Annotated in this window: 15 protein-coding genes; 9 read left to right on the forward strand and 6 right to left on the reverse strand. The window is 69.3% G+C overall.

Features of this window, described 5'->3' with window-relative positions; genetic code table 11:
• The first annotated feature begins 195 nt into the window (after window positions 1-195).
• Both bioB and A6B37_RS10265 read left to right on the forward strand, forming a co-directional pair.
• Window positions 196-1,212 carry a biotin synthase BioB gene (gene bioB, locus A6B37_RS10260; RefSeq protein WP_102773723.1) on the forward strand — a complete coding sequence of 339 codons (1,017 nt, stop codon included), beginning with the start codon at window positions 196-198 and terminating at the stop codon, window positions 1,210-1,212.
• Window positions 1,209-2,075, forward strand: coding sequence for an EamA family transporter (locus A6B37_RS10265; protein ID WP_102774146.1), 867 nt, complete (start codon window positions 1,209-1,211; stop codon window positions 2,073-2,075). Before bioB ends, A6B37_RS10265 begins: the two co-directional genes overlap by 4 nt.
• 13 nt (window positions 2,076-2,088) lie before the next feature.
• On the opposite strand, the gene A6B37_RS10270 is transcribed toward A6B37_RS10265, so the two are convergent.
• Both A6B37_RS10270 and A6B37_RS10275 read right to left on the reverse strand, forming a co-directional pair.
• Window positions 2,089-3,468: an MFS transporter gene (locus A6B37_RS10270; protein ID WP_111825679.1), complete on the reverse strand. Its 1,380-nt coding sequence runs from the start codon at window positions 3,466-3,468 to the stop codon at window positions 2,089-2,091.
• Window positions 3,469-3,555: 87 nt separating this feature from the next.
• Complete coding sequence (locus A6B37_RS10275) at window positions 3,556-4,059, reverse strand: peroxiredoxin (protein WP_102773725.1); 504 nt, start codon at window positions 4,057-4,059, stop codon at window positions 3,556-3,558.
• Between the two features lie 226 nt (window positions 4,060-4,285).
• Here A6B37_RS10275 and A6B37_RS10280 point away from each other — a divergent pair, with 226 nt between their 5' ends.
• Window positions 4,286-4,723, forward strand: a complete 438-nt coding sequence (locus A6B37_RS10280) for a hypothetical protein (RefSeq protein WP_111825680.1) — start codon at window positions 4,286-4,288, stop codon at window positions 4,721-4,723.
• Between the two features lie 41 nt (window positions 4,724-4,764).
• The gene (locus A6B37_RS10285) at window positions 4,765-5,619 is read left to right on the forward strand and encodes a fused MFS/spermidine synthase (protein WP_246842442.1); all 855 of its coding nucleotides are present in this window, start codon (window positions 4,765-4,767) and stop codon (window positions 5,617-5,619) included.
• A gap of 210 nt (window positions 5,620-5,829) precedes the next feature.
• On the opposite strand, the gene A6B37_RS10290 is transcribed toward A6B37_RS10285, so the two are convergent.
• Complete coding sequence (locus tag A6B37_RS10290; protein WP_111825682.1) at window positions 5,830-6,708, reverse strand: dienelactone hydrolase family protein; 879 nt, start codon at window positions 6,706-6,708, stop codon at window positions 5,830-5,832.
• A gap of 61 nt (window positions 6,709-6,769) precedes the next feature.
• A complete protein-coding gene (locus tag A6B37_RS10295) occupies window positions 6,770-10,318 on the reverse strand; it encodes a DUF748 domain-containing protein (RefSeq protein WP_111825683.1) in 3,549 nt (1,182 codons plus the stop codon).
• A gap of 171 nt (window positions 10,319-10,489) precedes the next feature.
• On the opposite strand from A6B37_RS10295, the gene moaC reads away from it, so the two are divergent.
• Genes moaC through glp form a run of 5 tightly spaced genes read left to right on the forward strand, consistent with a single transcriptional unit; the run spans window position 10,490 to window position 13,425 of the window.
• On the forward strand, window positions 10,490-10,978 hold the full coding sequence (moaC, locus tag A6B37_RS10300) for a cyclic pyranopterin monophosphate synthase MoaC (protein WP_102773730.1): 489 nt from the start codon (window positions 10,490-10,492) through the stop codon (window positions 10,976-10,978).
• Entirely contained in the window at window positions 10,959-11,210 is a 252-nt protein-coding gene (locus A6B37_RS10305; RefSeq protein WP_102773731.1) for a MoaD/ThiS family protein, read from the forward strand. The genes moaC and A6B37_RS10305 overlap by 20 nt, the downstream gene beginning before the upstream one ends.
• Before the next feature lie 5 nt (window positions 11,211-11,215).
• Entirely contained in the window at window positions 11,216-11,698 is a 483-nt protein-coding gene (locus A6B37_RS10310; RefSeq protein ID WP_168202168.1) for a molybdenum cofactor biosynthesis protein MoaE, read from the forward strand.
• Window positions 11,695-12,216, forward strand: a complete 522-nt coding sequence (gene moaB, locus A6B37_RS10315; protein WP_102773733.1) for a molybdenum cofactor biosynthesis protein B — start codon at window positions 11,695-11,697, stop codon at window positions 12,214-12,216. The genes A6B37_RS10310 and moaB overlap by 4 nt, the downstream gene beginning before the upstream one ends.
• 3 nt (window positions 12,217-12,219) lie before the next feature.
• Window positions 12,220-13,425 (forward strand): gephyrin-like molybdotransferase Glp, encoded by a 1,206-nt coding sequence (gene glp / locus A6B37_RS10320; protein WP_111825684.1) that lies wholly within the window; start codon window positions 12,220-12,222, stop codon window positions 13,423-13,425.
• A gap of 13 nt (window positions 13,426-13,438) precedes the next feature.
• Here the strand turns inward: glp and moaA are convergent, their stop codons facing one another.
• Together moaA and A6B37_RS10330 are read right to left on the reverse strand one after the other, a co-directional pair.
• Window positions 13,439-14,542, reverse strand: a complete 1,104-nt coding sequence (gene moaA, locus A6B37_RS10325) for a GTP 3',8-cyclase MoaA (protein WP_111825685.1) — start codon at window positions 14,540-14,542, stop codon at window positions 13,439-13,441.
• 7 nt (window positions 14,543-14,549) lie between these two features.
• Window positions 14,550-15,650: a substrate-binding domain-containing protein gene (locus A6B37_RS10330; protein ID WP_111825686.1), complete on the reverse strand. Its 1,101-nt coding sequence runs from the start codon at window positions 15,648-15,650 to the stop codon at window positions 14,550-14,552.
• Window positions 15,651-15,730: the final 80 nt, after the last annotated feature.

The following is a 15,730-nucleotide window of genomic DNA, read 5'->3' on the forward strand; positions in this document are numbered from 1 at the left end:
TCGCCGAAGATGCGGCCGAGTTAACGGAAGCGGCAAGCCAAAATCCGCTAATTTCCGCCAAAAATACATCAATCAGCAGCTAATTTCTTCCATACCAGGCCGATTGCGCAAACCCTGCGCGGCTTCTTACGATCCGCCGGACCTGCCCTTGCCCAGCAAGCGGCTCGATTCCGCCAGACCGACAGGAGCCCGTTCATGCAGACCGCCTACATTCCCGTCCCGACTCCCGCCCGGCCCGCCGCCCCCGCCGCCTGGAGCGCCGCCGACATCCTGGCGCTCTATGAGCTGCCATTCATGGACCTGGTGTTCCGCGCCCAGCAGACGCACCGCGCCCATTTCGACCCCAACGTCATCCAGCTCTCCAGCCTGCTGTCGATCAAGACCGGCGGGTGCCCCGAGGATTGCGCCTACTGCCCGCAGTCGGCGCACTACGACACCGGCCTGGACGCCGACAAGCTGATGCCGCTGGCCGACGTGGTGGCCGCTGCGCGCCAGGCCCAGGCCGGCGGCGCGCAGCGCTTCTGCATGGGCGCGGCCTGGCGCAGCCCCAAGCCGCACCACCTGGACGCGGTGGCCGAGATGGTCAGCGCGGTCAAGGCGCTGGGCCTGGAGACCTGTGTCACGCTGGGCATGCTGCGCGAGGGCCAGGCCGAACAGCTCAAAGAGGCCGGCCTGGACTACTACAACCACAACCTGGACACCTCGCCGGAGTTCTACGGCAAGATCATCTCCACCCGCACCTACCAGGACCGCCTGGACACGCTGGAGCGGGTGCGCGAGGCCGGCATCAGCGTGTGCTGCGGCGGCATCGTCGGCCTGGGCGAATCGCGGCGCGAGCGCGCCGGCCTGATCGCCCAGCTGGCCAGCATGGACCCCTACCCCGAATCCGTGCCCATCAACAACCTGGTCCAGGTGGAAGGCACGCCGCTGGCCGGCGTGGACGCGCTGGACCCGTTCGAGTTCGTGCGCACCATCGCGGTGGCGCGCATCGCCATGCCGCGCGCCGCGGTGCGCCTGTCGGCCGGGCGCGAGACCATGGACGACGCGCTGCAGGCGCTGTGCTTCATGGCCGGGGCCAATTCCATGTTCTACGGCGACGCGCTGCTGACCACCGCCAACCCGCAGATGGAAGCCGACCAGCGCCTGCTGGCGCGCCTGGGCATGCGCGTGGACGCGGCCGGCCACGGCGGGGAGCCCTCGGCGTGCCGCTGACGCCCGGCCTGCTGTACCTGCTGGCCAGCGTCGCATGCAGCGTGACGGTGGCCGTGCTGCTCAAGCTGGCCCGGCGCTGGCGGATCGACGTGGGCCAGGCCATCGCCATGAATTACCTGGTCGCCGCCCTGCTCTGCTGGGCCGTGCTGCGCCCGGACGCCGCCGGGCTGCTGGCTCCGCGCACGCCGTGGCTGGTGCTGGCCGCGCTGGGCGTGCTCCTGCCCAGCGTGTTCCTGGCCATGGCGCAGGCGGTGCGCCATGCCGGCATCGTGCGCAGCGACGCCGCGCAGCGGCTGTCGCTGTTCATTCCGTTGCTGGCCGCTTTCCTGCTGTTCGGCGAACCGCCCAGCGCCCGCAAGCTGGGCGCGACGCTGCTGGCCGCCGGCGCGCTGTACTGCCTGCTGCGCCGCGCCCCGCCCGCGGCCGAGGACGGCCCCGGCGGCGGCCGCGCGACCTGGCTGTGGCCGCTGGCGGTATGGCTGGGCTATGGCGTCATCGACATTCTGTTCAAGCAGATGGCGCGCGCCGGCACCGCGTTCGCGGGCGGCCTGCTGCTGGCCTTCGTCATCGCCGGCCTGCTGATGCTGGCCTTCCATCTGCTGCGGCGGACGCGCTGGGAGGCCCGCCACCTGGCCGCCGGCGTGGCGCTGGGGCTGGCGAACTTCGGCAACATCCTGACCTATATCCGCGCGCACCAGGCGCTGCCCGAGCACCCCGCGCTGGTGTTCGCGTCGATGAACATGGGGGTCGTCACGCTGGGCACGCTGGTCGGCGCGCTGGCGTTTCGCGAGCCGCTGTCGCGCCTGAACCTGCTGGGCATCGCCCTGGCCCTGGCCGCCATCGTGCTGATGGCGCCCTGGTGACCCTGGGCAGGATTCAGGTGCCGGTGCGGATCTCGCGCTCGTCGCCGGGCTCGGCCGTTTCGTCCGGCGCGGCTTCGGCGGCATCCGCCGCAGCCGGTTCCGCGGGCGGAACGGCCGCCGACGGATCGGGCTGCACCATCTCCATGGCGATGTCGTTCTCGGGATCGACGCGCGGGTCCAGCACCGCCGCCGCCGGCGAGCTCTGCAGCGTGTCGGGCATGGGCACGAAGTGCGTGGGCGCCTCTTCCACCTGGTGCGCGCCGGTGACGCGCGTGGGACGCACCTGCCAGACCAGGATCACGGCGCAGGCCGATATGAACACGTAGTACATGCTGGGGCCGGCCATCGACATCATCACGCCGGCGATCATGGGGCCGACACAGGCCCCCACCCCGTAGGTCATGAGCAGCACGGCCGACAGGCTGACCCGGCGTTCGGACTCGACGTGGTCGTTGGCGAAGGCCGCGCCCAGCGGGTACAGCGTGAACTGCAGCACGCCGAAGATGCAGGACATGGCGACCAGCGCCCAGTACGGCAGCGCGATCCAGCCCCACATGACAATGGGCAGCAGCACCAGCAGCAAGGCGTTGAAACGGATCATGCCGGCGCGGTTGATGCGGTCGGACAGCCAGCCCATGGGCCATTGGGACAGCAGGCCGGCGGTCACGGCGGCGGCCACGAAGATGGCCGCCTGCGAGGTGGACAGCCCGTGCTTGGCGGCGTAGACCGCCGCCAGGCCGTAGAAGGCTCCGGACAGGTTGCCCGCCACGAACAGCACCGTCATCGACAGCGGCACGCGCTGCATGAAGAAACGGATGTCCAGCGGCGCGGGCAGCGGCGTGGGCGGGTGGGAGCGGGCCGTGACGGCGATGGGCACCAGGCACAGCACCAGGCACATCGCCACCAGGGTCAGCGGGCGCAGGTCCAGCGTGGCGTAGGCGGTCAGGGCCAGCTGGCCCAGCACCGTGCCCAGGCCGGACACCACCATGTAGACGGAGAACACGCGGCCGCGCTGGTGGTTTTCGGTCTGCTCGTTGAGCCAGCTCTCGATGACCATGAATTCGGTCACCATGACGATGCCCGAGATGACGCGGAACACCAGCCACAGCGGCATGGATTCGACCAGCGTCTGGGCCAGGATCATGCTGGTGGCGATGGCGGCGCAGGCGACGAAGGCCCGGATGTGGCCGACGCGGATGATGAGGCGGTGGCCCAGGCGCGCCCCGCACACCAGGCCCAGGTAGTAGCCGGCGATCAGGGCGCCGATCCATACCTCGCTGACCGATTGCGCGGTCAGCCGAAGGCCCATGTAGGTGTTGAACAGACCTGTGCCGATCAGCATCAGCAAGGTCGCGAAATACAGCGACGAGAATGAGGAAAGGGTGGCGAGCATGGCGTCGGCGACCGCTGCTGTCGGTAGCGCCGCGGGCCGCAAAGGCGGCCCGCGGCGTCGAGCGGTAAAACGGAAACGGCTGGGGGGTCAGACCTGCGACAGCATGGTGGCGGCGTCGCTGACTTCGAACTTGCCGGGCGCCTCGACGTTCAGCTGCTTGACCACGCCGTCGACGATCAGCGCCGAGTAGCGCTGCGAGCGCACGCCCATGCCGCGCTGGACCAGGTCCAGCTCCAGGCCCAGGGCCTGGGTCCACAGCGCCGAGCCGTCGGCCAGCATGCGGACCTTGCCGTCGGTTTTCTGCTCGCGGCCCCAGGCGCCCATGACGAAGGCGTCGTTGACCGCCACGCACCAGATTTCATCGACGCCCTTGGCCTTGAGCGCGTCGGCCTGCTCCACGTAGCCGGGCAGGTGCTTGGCCGAGCAGGTGGGCGTGAACGCGCCCGGCACGGCGAACAGCGCGATGGTCTTGCCGCGGACCAGATCGGCGACCTGGAACGCGTTGGGGCCCAGCGAGCAGCCGGCGGTTTCGGTCTCGATGAATTCGGTCAGGGTGCCGTCGGGCACGCGGTCGCCGACTTTGATCGTCATGGGGAATCTCCAGGGGTAAAGGGATACGGCTTCGGGGGCGGAATCGCCCCGCAGGCTCCATCATAGTTCTTGCGCGGCCCGGGCGCTGCAAAGCCCGGCCGGGGAAAAGAAGATGCACAGTCTGATACGACTCTATACCGCCCCTACATGGCCTCGAAACGGCTGATTGTCATAATGTGCGGGATATTTTCGTGTGACAGACACCCACGCCCGCGGAGATTCACCGATGCGCAAGATCCTGACCCGCCTGGCCTGGGCGCTGGGCGCAGCCGCTCCCCTATGGACCGCCCCCGCCTGGGCGGCCCCCGACGCCAGCGAACAGATCCAGTACGACTCCTTCGTCATGGCCGCCGGCGCCTCCAACGGCGCGGCCCGCGCCTGCGGCGCCTCCGAGCCCGACCTGGCCCAGCACCAGTCCAACTCCCGCAAGAACCTGCTCCAGTACGCCCAGGAATACGGCTTTTCGGCGGCCGCGTACGACGCCGAATTTCAGAAGGGGCAGGCCCAGGGCAAGACCATGATGGACGACATGAAGCGTTCCGGCGTCGACGGCTGCCGCGGCGTGCTGGGCGGCTTCCAGAACGAACGCGTCATGAGCTACGAGGACATGAAGAACGCCCTGGCCGAGGTCAACGACGGCCTGCCGGGAGAAGACGCCAAGTAGGCGGGCGATATGATGTGCCATCCCCATCGATGGCACCTCTTATGCTCCGCCTGCTCTGCGCCTCGTTCCTGGGCCTTGCCGCCCTCTTCCATTCCGGCGTGCAGGCCGGCGCCGAACTGCTGCACAGCGAACGCTCGCGCTTCGGCGCGGTCCTGGTGTTCGAGGAAAACGGCGAGCGCTGCATGAACTTCAACACCATGGTGGACTTCGGCCGCCAGACCTGCATGGACCTGGCCGACCCCGAAAAGCTGGTGTTCTCCTACACCCGCATGATGATGAGCGCGCTGTACGCCAAGCCGGCGCCGGCCAGCATACTGATCGTCGGTCTGGGCGGCGCGTCCTTGCAGAACGCCCTGGCCAGGCTGCTGCCCGAGGCGGTCATCGACACCGTGGAAATCGACCCCGCGGTCGGCAAGGTCGCCGCCGCCTATTTCGGCTACCGCGAAGGTCCGCGCCAGCGCCTGCACATCGAGGACGGCCGCGCCTACATCGAACGCGCGCATCGCGAGAACCGGCGGTACGACATGGTGATGCTGGACGCCTTCGACGTCGACTACATCCCCGAACACCTGATGACGGTGGAATTCCTGGAGCACGTCAAGGCGATCCTGACGGACGACGGCATCGTGGTCGCCAACACCTTCACCAACAGCCGGCTGTACGAACGGGAATCGGCCACGTACGCGGCCGTGTTCGGGACCTTCTTCAACCTGCGCGAATCGAACCGGGTGATCGTGGCGGCGCGCGGGCCGCTGCCGGGGCGCGATGTCCTGGCCGCGAACGCGGCGCGATGGCGTGGCGCGCTGGGCCGCATCGGGGTCGAGCCGGAGCGGGCGCTGGACCGGTATGGCTCGACCCTGGTGGCGGTGGAAGGGGTGGAGTTGTTGCGGGATTGAGCGGGGCGTAGGATGGGTGCAGCGCGAGAATTCTTAAGCAAGCACTCAAGTATCCAGCGCGCGTAACCCATCAGGCGGCGCAAGCCGCCGGTTTTCTTGGCAAGAGGCCAACAACAGCATGCGACGAAACCCGGCGGCTTGCGCCGCCTGATGGGTTACGCGCGCTTGGCGCCCGTGTTCTTGTCTGGAGCGTCTCGCGCTGCACCCATCCTACAGCCCCTTCTGCTTGAACCAGTCCAGCATGCGGGTCCAGGCCTGTTCGGCTTCGGCCTTGCGGTAGGACGGGCGGTAATCCGCGTGGAAGGCGTGCGGCGCGTCGGGGTAGACGTCGATGCGCGAGGCCTTGGCCGGCGCGGGGCCTTCGGCCAGGGCCAGCCGCATGCGGTCCACGTCGGTCTGCGGGATGCCGGCGTCCTTGCCGCCGTAGGCGCCCAGCACCGGCGCCTTCAGGTCCTTGACCAGGCTCAGCACCGAGCGGGGCTTGAGCTCGCTGGGTTCGCCGCCAAGCTGGCCGTACCACGCGGCGCCGGCCTTCAGCCTGGGGTTGTGGGCGGCGTAGAGCCAGACCTGGCGTCCGCCCCAGCAGAACCCCAGTATGCCTAGGCGGTCCGGGTCGCCGCCGTTGGCGGCGGCCCAGGCGGCCGCGGCATCCAGGTCGGCCTGGGCCTGGGCGTCCGGCACCTTGCTGATCACTTCGGCCTGCAGCTTCGGAATGTCGGTGTACTTGGACGGGTCGCCCTGGCGCGCGAACAATTCCGGCGCGACGGCCAGGTAGCCCTGGTGGGCCAGCCGGCGGCAGACGTCCTGTATGTACTCGTGCACGCCGAAAATCTCCGACACCACCAGCAGCGTGGGCAGGTTTTTCTTGCCCTGCGGCGCCGCGCGGTAGGCCGGCATGCGGCCGTCCTTCACCGGGACGTCGATCCTGCCGGCGGTCAGGCCGGAGGCGTCGGTGGAAATCGCGGTCTGGGCCACGGCCTGCCCGGCCGCAAGCGAGAATCCCGCCGCCACCGACGTGGCGATGAATCCCCGCCGGTCCAGCCGCAGGGGCGGAAGCAGGCTGTCGAACTGCGCGTCCTGGTCTTTCATCGAGCATCTCCTGGCAAAGGCCGGCCCGGGGCGCAGGCGCGCCCCTCGCGGCCAGCCGGGTTCACTTCAGAGAGAAGTCCACGCGCGAGGGCAGGCCCTCGTCCTTGATGCCGTCGGCGTCCAGTTGCGGCGCAACGATGAACACCCGATCCGCGAGTCCTTCCTGGGCTTGCAACTTCTCGTAGACTGCCTGCGCGCGCGCGTCGGCCAGCTGGCGCAACTGCTCTTCGCCCACCGGCGCCGCCTTGCGCAGCATTGCTTCCATCTGTTCGGCCGGCACCGACTTGGCGATGCCGATGAAATTACGCGGCTTGTCCTCGATGTCCGTGTCGTCGTAGACCTCTTCCAGGTACTTGGCGCGCTCGGCGGCCGACACCTGCACGCCGGCCGGGTTCGGCTTCTTGCCGCGCGGGGCCGTGTCGGCGGCCTTGGCGGCGCGGATCTGGCCGTCGACCCAGGCCTGGCGCAGGCCTTCCATGTCGGTCTTGGGATCGGCGCGGCCGCTGATGTCCATCTTCAGCGCGGGACGGTCGGCCAGCGCCTTGGTCAGCGTGTCGATGCGCTGCACGCTGTCCTCGGTCAGCGCCGCGCTGCCGGGCGCGAACTCCACGTAGGACAGCTCCTCGCCGCCGCCGAAGGCCGAGGCCAGCAGGCTGAAGGGCGAGGTCACGGCCTTGACCACCAGGTTCATCAGCACGCGCACCACGATGCCGCCCACCGAGAACTGCGGATCGTCCAGCGAGCCGGACACCGGCAGGTTGATGTCGATATTGCCGCGCGCGTCCTTCAGCAGCGCCACCGCCAGCAGCACCGGCAGCTTGGTGGCGTCGGGGCTGTTGGTCTTGTCGCCGAAGGTCAGCTGGTTGAGGATGACGTGGTTGGTGGCCTGCAGCGCGCGGTCCTTGATCTTGTATTCCAGGTCGACCGAGAGCTTGCCGCGCTTGATCGGGTAGCCCACGTACTTGGCCGAATAGGTGTTGAAGCGCGGCAGGTCCACGCCCTTGGCCGTCGCCTTGAGGTCCAGCGTCAGGTACTTGGCGAAGGGCTGCACGATGCCGCTGATCGACAGCGGCGCCGTGGTGTAGACGCGGCCGGTGACCTTGACCTTGGCGGGCTGCGGATTGGTGGAGGACACCGCCGTGATCGAGCCTTCGATGCTGGACAGCTCGGCCACGTAGTTGGGCTTGACGAAGCGGTCGGTGAAGGTCATGCGGCCGCGGTTCAGCGTGACGCTGTTGACCGCGATGTCGGGCATGGCGCTGGCGCCGCCCTTGGCCGGCGCCGCCGCCGGCGGGGCCTTGTTGCGGCCCGGCGTCTGCGTGTCCTGGGTGATCGAGCCGCCGGCCTGGCCGGGCGCGGCCACCAGGTCCATGACGTTCAGCCGTCCCTGCGCATTGAGCAGCACCCGGCCGTAGAAATCCTCCAGCGCGATGTCGCCCAGCCTGGCGCCGATCTTGTCGCCCGCCACCGAGATGTCCATGCCCGAGAAACCCAGCCGCTTCCAGTTCAGGAAGTCGTCGTTGTTGACGCGGTCCTGCAGGTCCACGTCGGTGATTTCCACCCCGCCCTTCCAGCCGGCCTTCATGGGCGCGTTGCCGGCCGCGGCGGCGAACTCCGCATTGCCCTTGGCGCCCAGCGTGATGGCGCGCACCGTGGCGTTCAGGCTGGAGGCCGCGTACGGCGCGAAGGTGGCGACGTTCAGGCCCGACAGGTCCACCGCGGTCTTCACCGTCAGCGGCTGCGGCGTGAAGACGCCCTTCAGGTCCAGCTTGCCGTTGCCCTGGATGCCGGCCGCGGCCAGCGTGAAATTGCTCTGGCCCGGTCCCATGGCCAGGCGGTCGGCGGTGACACGCAGGCTCTGCAGCGCCAGGTCCAGCGCCGGCTTGAGCGATTCGTCGCGCGCCTTGAAGCCGGTCAGGTCGGCCTGCACGCCGGTCGCCGACGCATCGACCGCGCCGTTTTGCTCGCGCACGTGCACCTGCGCGGCCGCGGCCAGCCGGCCGTCGAGCAGCGCGATCGGCGCGGCGTTGCGCACGGCCGGCGCCAGCGGCGCCAGCGCGACGTTGCCCAGCCGCACGCCCAGCTCCAGCGACAGCGGCTTGATGACCAGCGGCCCCTTGGCGCGCAGCCAGCCGCCGTCGGTGCTGTTGTCCATGGTCAGCCACAGGTTGATGGGCTCGCCCTCGACCTGCGGCAGCGCCACGCCTTCGACGGTGGCGGCCAGGCCGGTCATGACGTAGTCCAGCTTGCTGACCGCGTCGTTGACGTACAGCTCGCCCTCGTGCAGGTTGAAGGCGTCCAGATTGACTTTCCAGTCCGCGGGTTCGGGCGGCGCGGCGGGGGCGGCGGGGGCGGCGGGGGCGGCGGGGGCGGCGGGGGCGGCGGGGGCGGCGGGCGGCGCCGCCGCGCCGGCATCGGCGGGCGTGGCCGCCGGCGCCGCAACGGCTGCCGCGGCGGGCGCTGCCGGATGCTCGGCCGGCTTCAGGCCGCTGGCCTTGCGCAGCTTGTCGGCCACCGGCGTGGCGGTGGGCTCGACGCCGCCGAGCTGCTTGAGTTTGGCCACCACGTCCAGCCAGTTCAGCTGCGCATTGGCCTGGCGCCGCACGTGGATCTGCGGCGCCCACAGGCCCACCTCGCCCACGTAGACGCGGCGTTCGATGGGCTCGAGTTCGAGGCGGCTGACCGTCAGCGCGCTCCAGGCCGCCAGGCCCTGGCCGGCGGTGTCGCGCAGGTCCAGCCGGCGCAGCCCCAGGTCGCCCATGACGCGGATCTTGGGCGGCGCGTCCTTGGGTTGCTCGAACACGACCTGCAGATTGGAATCGAGCAGCGCGCTTTCCAGCTTGAACGGCAGCGGCATGGGCCAGACGTCGGCCCACTTCTCCAGCTGCAGGCCGTCGAACGCCACGCGCAGCGTGGACGAGGGCACCACGTCGAAGGGCCGCGCCACGCCGGTCAGGTCGAAGGGGCTGCCGTTGATGCGCAGGTGCAGGCGCGGCTGCACGTCGATGTCGGTGGCGTAGCCGAAGGTGGAGATGAAAGGCACGCCCACGCCCAGTTCGTCGACCACCTGCTTGCGGCCGGTGACCTTGTCGTCCAGCGTGATGGAGCCGTTCTCGATGACCATGTTGTTCAGCGAGAAACGGGGCAGCCCGGCGTCGGGCTCGGGCGGCGCTTCGGGCTGGGCGGCCGCCATTTCGGCCACGCGTTGCTGAATATCAGAGAAATTGAAGCGCGTGACGTCCTCGCGCACGATGGCGATGTTAGGCTCGCGCAGCGTCAGGCGATCGACCACGGGCGCGAACCAGAACAGCGAGGTCCAGGCCGCGCTGGCGTCGAGTTCGGCCAGCGTGAGCAGCGGCGTCTGCGAGCCGGGCTGGGCCACGGCCAGGTCGCGCGCGCGAACGGTCAGCGTGAAGGGATTGAAGCTGATCTTGCCGACGGAGACATCGCGGCCGATCATCTTGGAGACGTCCTGCGTGAGCACGTCGGCCAGGACCTTGGGAACTTGCCAGGCGGCGACGCCGAAGAGGATGAGTATGAATGCCGCAATGCCTAGAAGAATTTTGCCGACCCGGCCTGACAACCGAAGTTTTGGCATCCGCAAGGGCATTGCGCGTCTCCTGATACGAATTGAAGGCCGTGCGATTCCGTCCTTCTAATGACTACAGGCGCGATTATCGCGCCCCCTTCACCGCTCGTCTATCATAGGCGCAACAGCGGCCTTGTCCGGCCCGCCGGGGCCGCCCTTTTCAATCATTAACAATTCTCGCTTCCGATACCCATGTCCACGTCCACCCCAACCTTGAGCCACCTGGACGAAGCCGGCCAGGTCCGCATGGTCGACGTCATCGCAAAGACGGACACCGAGCGCGTGGCCGTCGCCGCCGCCTCCGTGCGCATGAACGCCGTGGCCTACGGCCTGCTGACCCAGCCGGGCCAGGGCAAAGGCGAGGTGCTCAACACCGCGCGCGTGGCCGCCATCCTGGCCGCCAAGCGCTGCGCCGAGCTGATCCCGCTGTGCCACAGCCTGCCGCTGTCCTTCGTCGGCGTGGAGTTCGCGCTGGACGACTCGGCGCACCGCATCGACATCCTGGCCACCTGCCGCACCAGCTACAAGACCGGCGTCGAAATGGAGGCCATGACGGCCTGCAGCGTGGCCGCGCTGACCATCTACGATATGTGCAAGGCTGCCGACAAGGGCATCGTGATCGAACAAGTTCGCCTCAAGTACAAGGCGGGAGGAAAAAGCGGTGAGTGGCGCAACGATTAATCTTCTGTACTTCGCGCGCGTGGCCGAACTGGTCGGCAAGCGCGCCGAAGCCTGGCCCCTGGAGGGCGAATCCACCGGCGCGCAGCTGCTCGCCGCGCTGGGCGAACGCTATCCCCAGCTGGCGCCGGCCGCGCGCCTGAAGCTGGCCATCAACCAGACCCACTCCAAGCCCACGGCGGTCATACGCGCGGGCGACGAGGTCGCCGTATTCGAACCCGTGACCGGAGGTTGAACGCCATGATCAGCGTCCAGGAAGCCGACTTCGACGGCGCCGCGCTTACGGCCGCCCTGCGCGCAAGCGCCGGGCCGGGCGTGGGCGGCATCGTCACTTTCGTGGGCTACGTGCGCGACTACGCGCCCGACACGCCCACCGACACGCTCTTTCTCGAACACTACCCCGGCATGTGCGAGCGCGAGCTCGAAGAGATCGCCGCCACCGCCCGCGCGCGCTGGAACCTCGCCGGCACGGTGATCGTGCACCGCGTGGGCGCGCTCGCGCGCAACGCGCAGATCGTCTTCGTGGCGGCCGCCAGCGCCCACCGCGGCGACGCCTTCCGGGGCTGCGAATACATCATCGACGCGCTCAAGACCCGCGCGCCTTTCTGGAAGCGCGAGACCCTCGCGGGCGGCGACAGCTTCTGGGTGGAACAACGACAATCCGACCAGGACCGCACGCAGTCCTGGGATGAAGAAAGCCCCGCCACGAAGGAGCATCCATGAACGAAGAACGCCCTGTTTCGCTGGCCTGCGCCGTGCTCACGGTCAGCGATACCCGCAGCGCCGGCGACGACACCTCCGGCAACCTGCTGGCGCAGAGCCTGGCCCGCGAGGGCCATCAATGTGTGCGACGCGACATCGTCAGGCACGACCGCTACCAGATCCGCCGCATCCTGAGCGAATGGATCGCCGATCCGGAAGTGCAGGTCATCATCACCAGCGGCGGCACCGGCTTCGCCCCGCGCGACCAGACCCAGGCGGCGGTGCAGCCGCTGCTGGACCGCGAGGTGCCCGGCTTCGGCGAACTGTTCCGCCAGCTCTCGCACGGCCAGATCGGCAGCTCGGCGGTCCAGTCCGGCGCCTTCGCCGGCCTCGCCAACCAGACCCTGATCTTCTGCCTGCCCGGCTCGAACAACGCCTGCGAAACCGCCTGGGAGCACATCCTGCGCGAGCAGCTCGACAGCCGCCACCGGCCCTGCAATTTCGCCACGCAATTCAAGAAACGCGAAGAAGAAGACTGACCCATGCTCGATTTCGATCAAGCCCAGACCCTGCTGGCCCACGCCGCGCAGCCGCTGCAGCGCAGCAGCGAAGTCGACCTGGCCGAGGCCGCCGGCCGCGTGCTGGCCGTGGCGCTGGACGCCACCGTGGACATTCCGCCGGCCGACAACAGTGCCATGGACGGCTACGCCTTGCGCGAGGCCGACTGGACGCCCGAGGCGCGCCTGCCGGTCCAGCAGCGCTGCTACGCCGGCGACGTGCCCGAACCGCTCAAGCCCGGCCACGCCATCCGCCTGTTCACCGGCAGCCTGATTCCGGCCGGCACCGACAGCGTGGTCATGCAGGAAGACGCGGCCGAGGCCGACGGCAGCGTGCAGATCTCGCGCCGCCCCACGCCGGGCGAACACATCCGCCGCCGCGGCGAGGACACCCTGGCCGGCGCGCCGCTGCTGCCCGCGGGCACGCTGCTGGAAGCCGCGCACGTGGCGCTGATGGCCTCGCAGGGCCTGGCCCGCGTGCGGGTCTACGACCGCCTGCGCATCGGCATCCTGACCACCGGCGACGAACTCGTCCAGCCCGGCCAGCCGCGCGCCGCGCAGCAGATCTACAACTCCAACGGTCCCATGCTGGCCGCGCTGGCGCGCGGCATGGGCGCCGAGCCGGTGCACGTGCTGCATGCGCGCGACACCGAGGCGGACCTGCTGGCGGCGTTCAAGACCCTGCTGGCCGACTGCGACCTGGTGCTGACGGTGGGCGGCGTGTCGGTGGGCGAGCGCGACCTGGTCAAGCTGGCCCTGGCCACCCTGGGCGGCGAACTGGCGCTGTGGAAAGTGCGCATGAAGCCGGGCAAGCCGGTGGCGCTGGCCACCATAGACGGCAAGCCCGTGGTGAGCCTGCCCGGCAATCCGGTGTCGTCGTATGCGGTGTTCGCCATGCTGGTCTCGCCGCTGGTGCGCCGCATGCAGGGCCGCGAAACCCTGTTCCCGCCGGTCAGCCGGCTGCCGCTGCGCACCGAAGCGCCGCGCCAGGACGCGCGCGAGGAATTCCTGCGGGTGCAGCGCCGCCCGGCCGAGGACGGCGGCGCCGAACTGATCCCGTACCGCCACCAGGGCTCGGGCGTGATCAGCTCCATGCCCTGGTCCACCGGCCTGGCCCGGCTGCCCGCGGACGTGCCGGTGCACGACCGCGACCGGGTGGTCTATTACGACCTGCGCCACTGGCTGGCGTAGCGCGGCGGCGGCGTCAGCCGCCGATATAGCTCATTTCGATCTTGCGCGACGGGTCCGCCATGTTGCGGCCGCGCTGCTCCGAGTAGTTGTCGGCGCGGCCGGCCCAGATGCCGGCCAGGATGCGCGCCAGCTCCTCGTCGCTGGCGCCGTCGCGCAGCGGCGCGCGCAGGTCGTAGCCTTCGTGCGCGAACAGGCACAGGAACAGCTTGCCTTCCGGCGACAGGCGCGCGCGCGTACAGCCGCCGCAGAAGGCGTGCGTGACGCTGGAGATAACCCCGATTTCGCCGCCGCCGTCCAGGTAGCGCCAGCGTTCGGCCACGCGGCCCATCTCGCCGTCGCTGATCGGCTCGATCGGGTGGACCGCGGCGATGCGGTCCAGCACTTCGCGGCTGGGCACCACTTCGGCCAGGTTCCAGCCGTTGGTGTTGCCCACGTCCATGTATTCGATGAAGCGCAGGATGTGGCCGCTGTTGCGAAAGCGCTCGGCCATCGGCAGGATCTGGCCGTCGTTCAGGCCGCGCCGCACCACCATGTTGACCTTGACCGGGGCCAGCCCGGCCGCCGCCGCGGCGTCGATGCCGCGCAGCACGTCGTCCGGCGTGAAGCCGCTGTCGCTCATGTCCTGGAACATGGCCGGGTCCAGCGCGTCCAGGCTGACCGTCACCCGCGTGAGCCCGGCGCGCTTGAGATCGGCGGCCTTGCGCGCCAGCACGCTGCCGTTGGTGGTGAGGGTCAGGTCCAGCGGACGGCCTTGCGGCGTGCGCAGCCCGGCCAGCAGCCCCACCAGGTTTTCCAGGTGCTTGCGCAGCAGCGGCTCGCCGCCGGTCAGGCGGATCTTTTCCACGCCCAGCTGCGTGAAGATGCCGGCCAGCCGCGTGATTTCCTCGAACGACAGCAGCGCCGAATGCGGCATGAAGGTATAGCTGCTGTCGAACACCTCGCGCGGCATGCAGTAGGTACAGCGGAAATTGCAGCGGTCGGTGACCGAGATCCGCAGGTCGCGCAGCGGCCGCGCGCGCCGGTCGAGCGCGGGCTGGCCGTCGGGCGGCAGTTCTCCGGGGACGAGGCCGGCCGGACGGCCGTTGCGATGATCGGCAAGGAGTATCACTTTGCTCATGGATGCATCATATCCCGGCGCCCGGCCCCGATGGAAAGGCTTCTTGCAGGGTCTGCAGCCGTCCCGTGTCGCGCGCGTCATAACCAGCCAGCTGGCCGACATAGCCGATGTAGTCGGGGCTGCGCATGATGGAAAGCAGGCCTTGCATGGCCGCCGTCTCCAGCGCCGACTTGCGGATGGCGAAGAAATAGCGCTCGCGCACCAGCGGAATGAAGTCCAGGCCGAAGCGGCAGGCCGCGGTCTCCACCCCCATGCCGGTATCGGCCATGCCGCTGGCGATGTGCGCGGCGATGGCCATGTGGGTGAATTCGTTGGTGTCATAGCCCTGCACCTGGCCGGTCGTCACCCCCGCGCGCTGCAGCATCAGCTCCACCAGGTGGCGGGTGCTGGAGCCGATCTGGCGGTTGACGAAACGCACGTCGGGACGCGCCAGGTCGGCCATGCCGCGTATGCCCTTGGGGTTGCCGGCCGTGACGAACAGGCCGGCGTTGCGCACCGCCAGGTGGATCAGCAGGCAGTCGTCGGCGTGCAGCCACTGCGCATAGCGCGCCATGATGGGCGCCTCGAACTCGCCCTGCGGCACCTGGAAACCCGCCAGGTCGCATTCGTGGCGCTCCAGCGAGGCCAGCGCCTCGATCGCCGTGCGGTAGCGCAGCTCCAGGCCGGGCTTGCGCCCGCTCATGTGCTGCATCAGCGACTCGACCGCGAAGCCGTGGCTGGCATGCAGCCGCAGGTGCGGCCCGCTCTCGGGCAGCAGGCGCTCCAGTTCCTCCTGGAGTTCCGAGGCCATGCTTTCCAGCGTGGGCATGAGGCGCGCCTCGATGCGCCGGTTGGCCCACAGCAGGCGCTGCGCGAACGGCGCCAGCTGCGTGCCCTGGCGGCGGGCGGTGATGAGCAGCTGGGTCCCGAATATGTCCTCGAACCGCCGCAGCACGCCCCAGGCATGCCGGTACGACAGCCCGCAGGCGCGGCAGGCGCCGGCGATGTTGCCCGTGGCGTCGATGGCCGCCAGCAGCGCCAGCATGTCCTGCAGGGGCACCGCCGCCGATCCGTCCTCGCCGCCCAGCGTCCATTGCGGGCGCAGGCCGATGCGAAACTTATATGTCATTTATTTCTTATTGATGAGCCAGGTTTAGGTAGCTAGAGTACACAAATAACGCGGGCGGCTGGCGTTTTATATGCTTTTAA

The sequence above is a fragment of the Achromobacter sp. HZ01 genome (assembly GCF_003267925.1).
Lineage (GTDB): Bacteria > Pseudomonadota > Gammaproteobacteria > Burkholderiales > Burkholderiaceae_B > Achromobacter > Achromobacter pulmonis_A.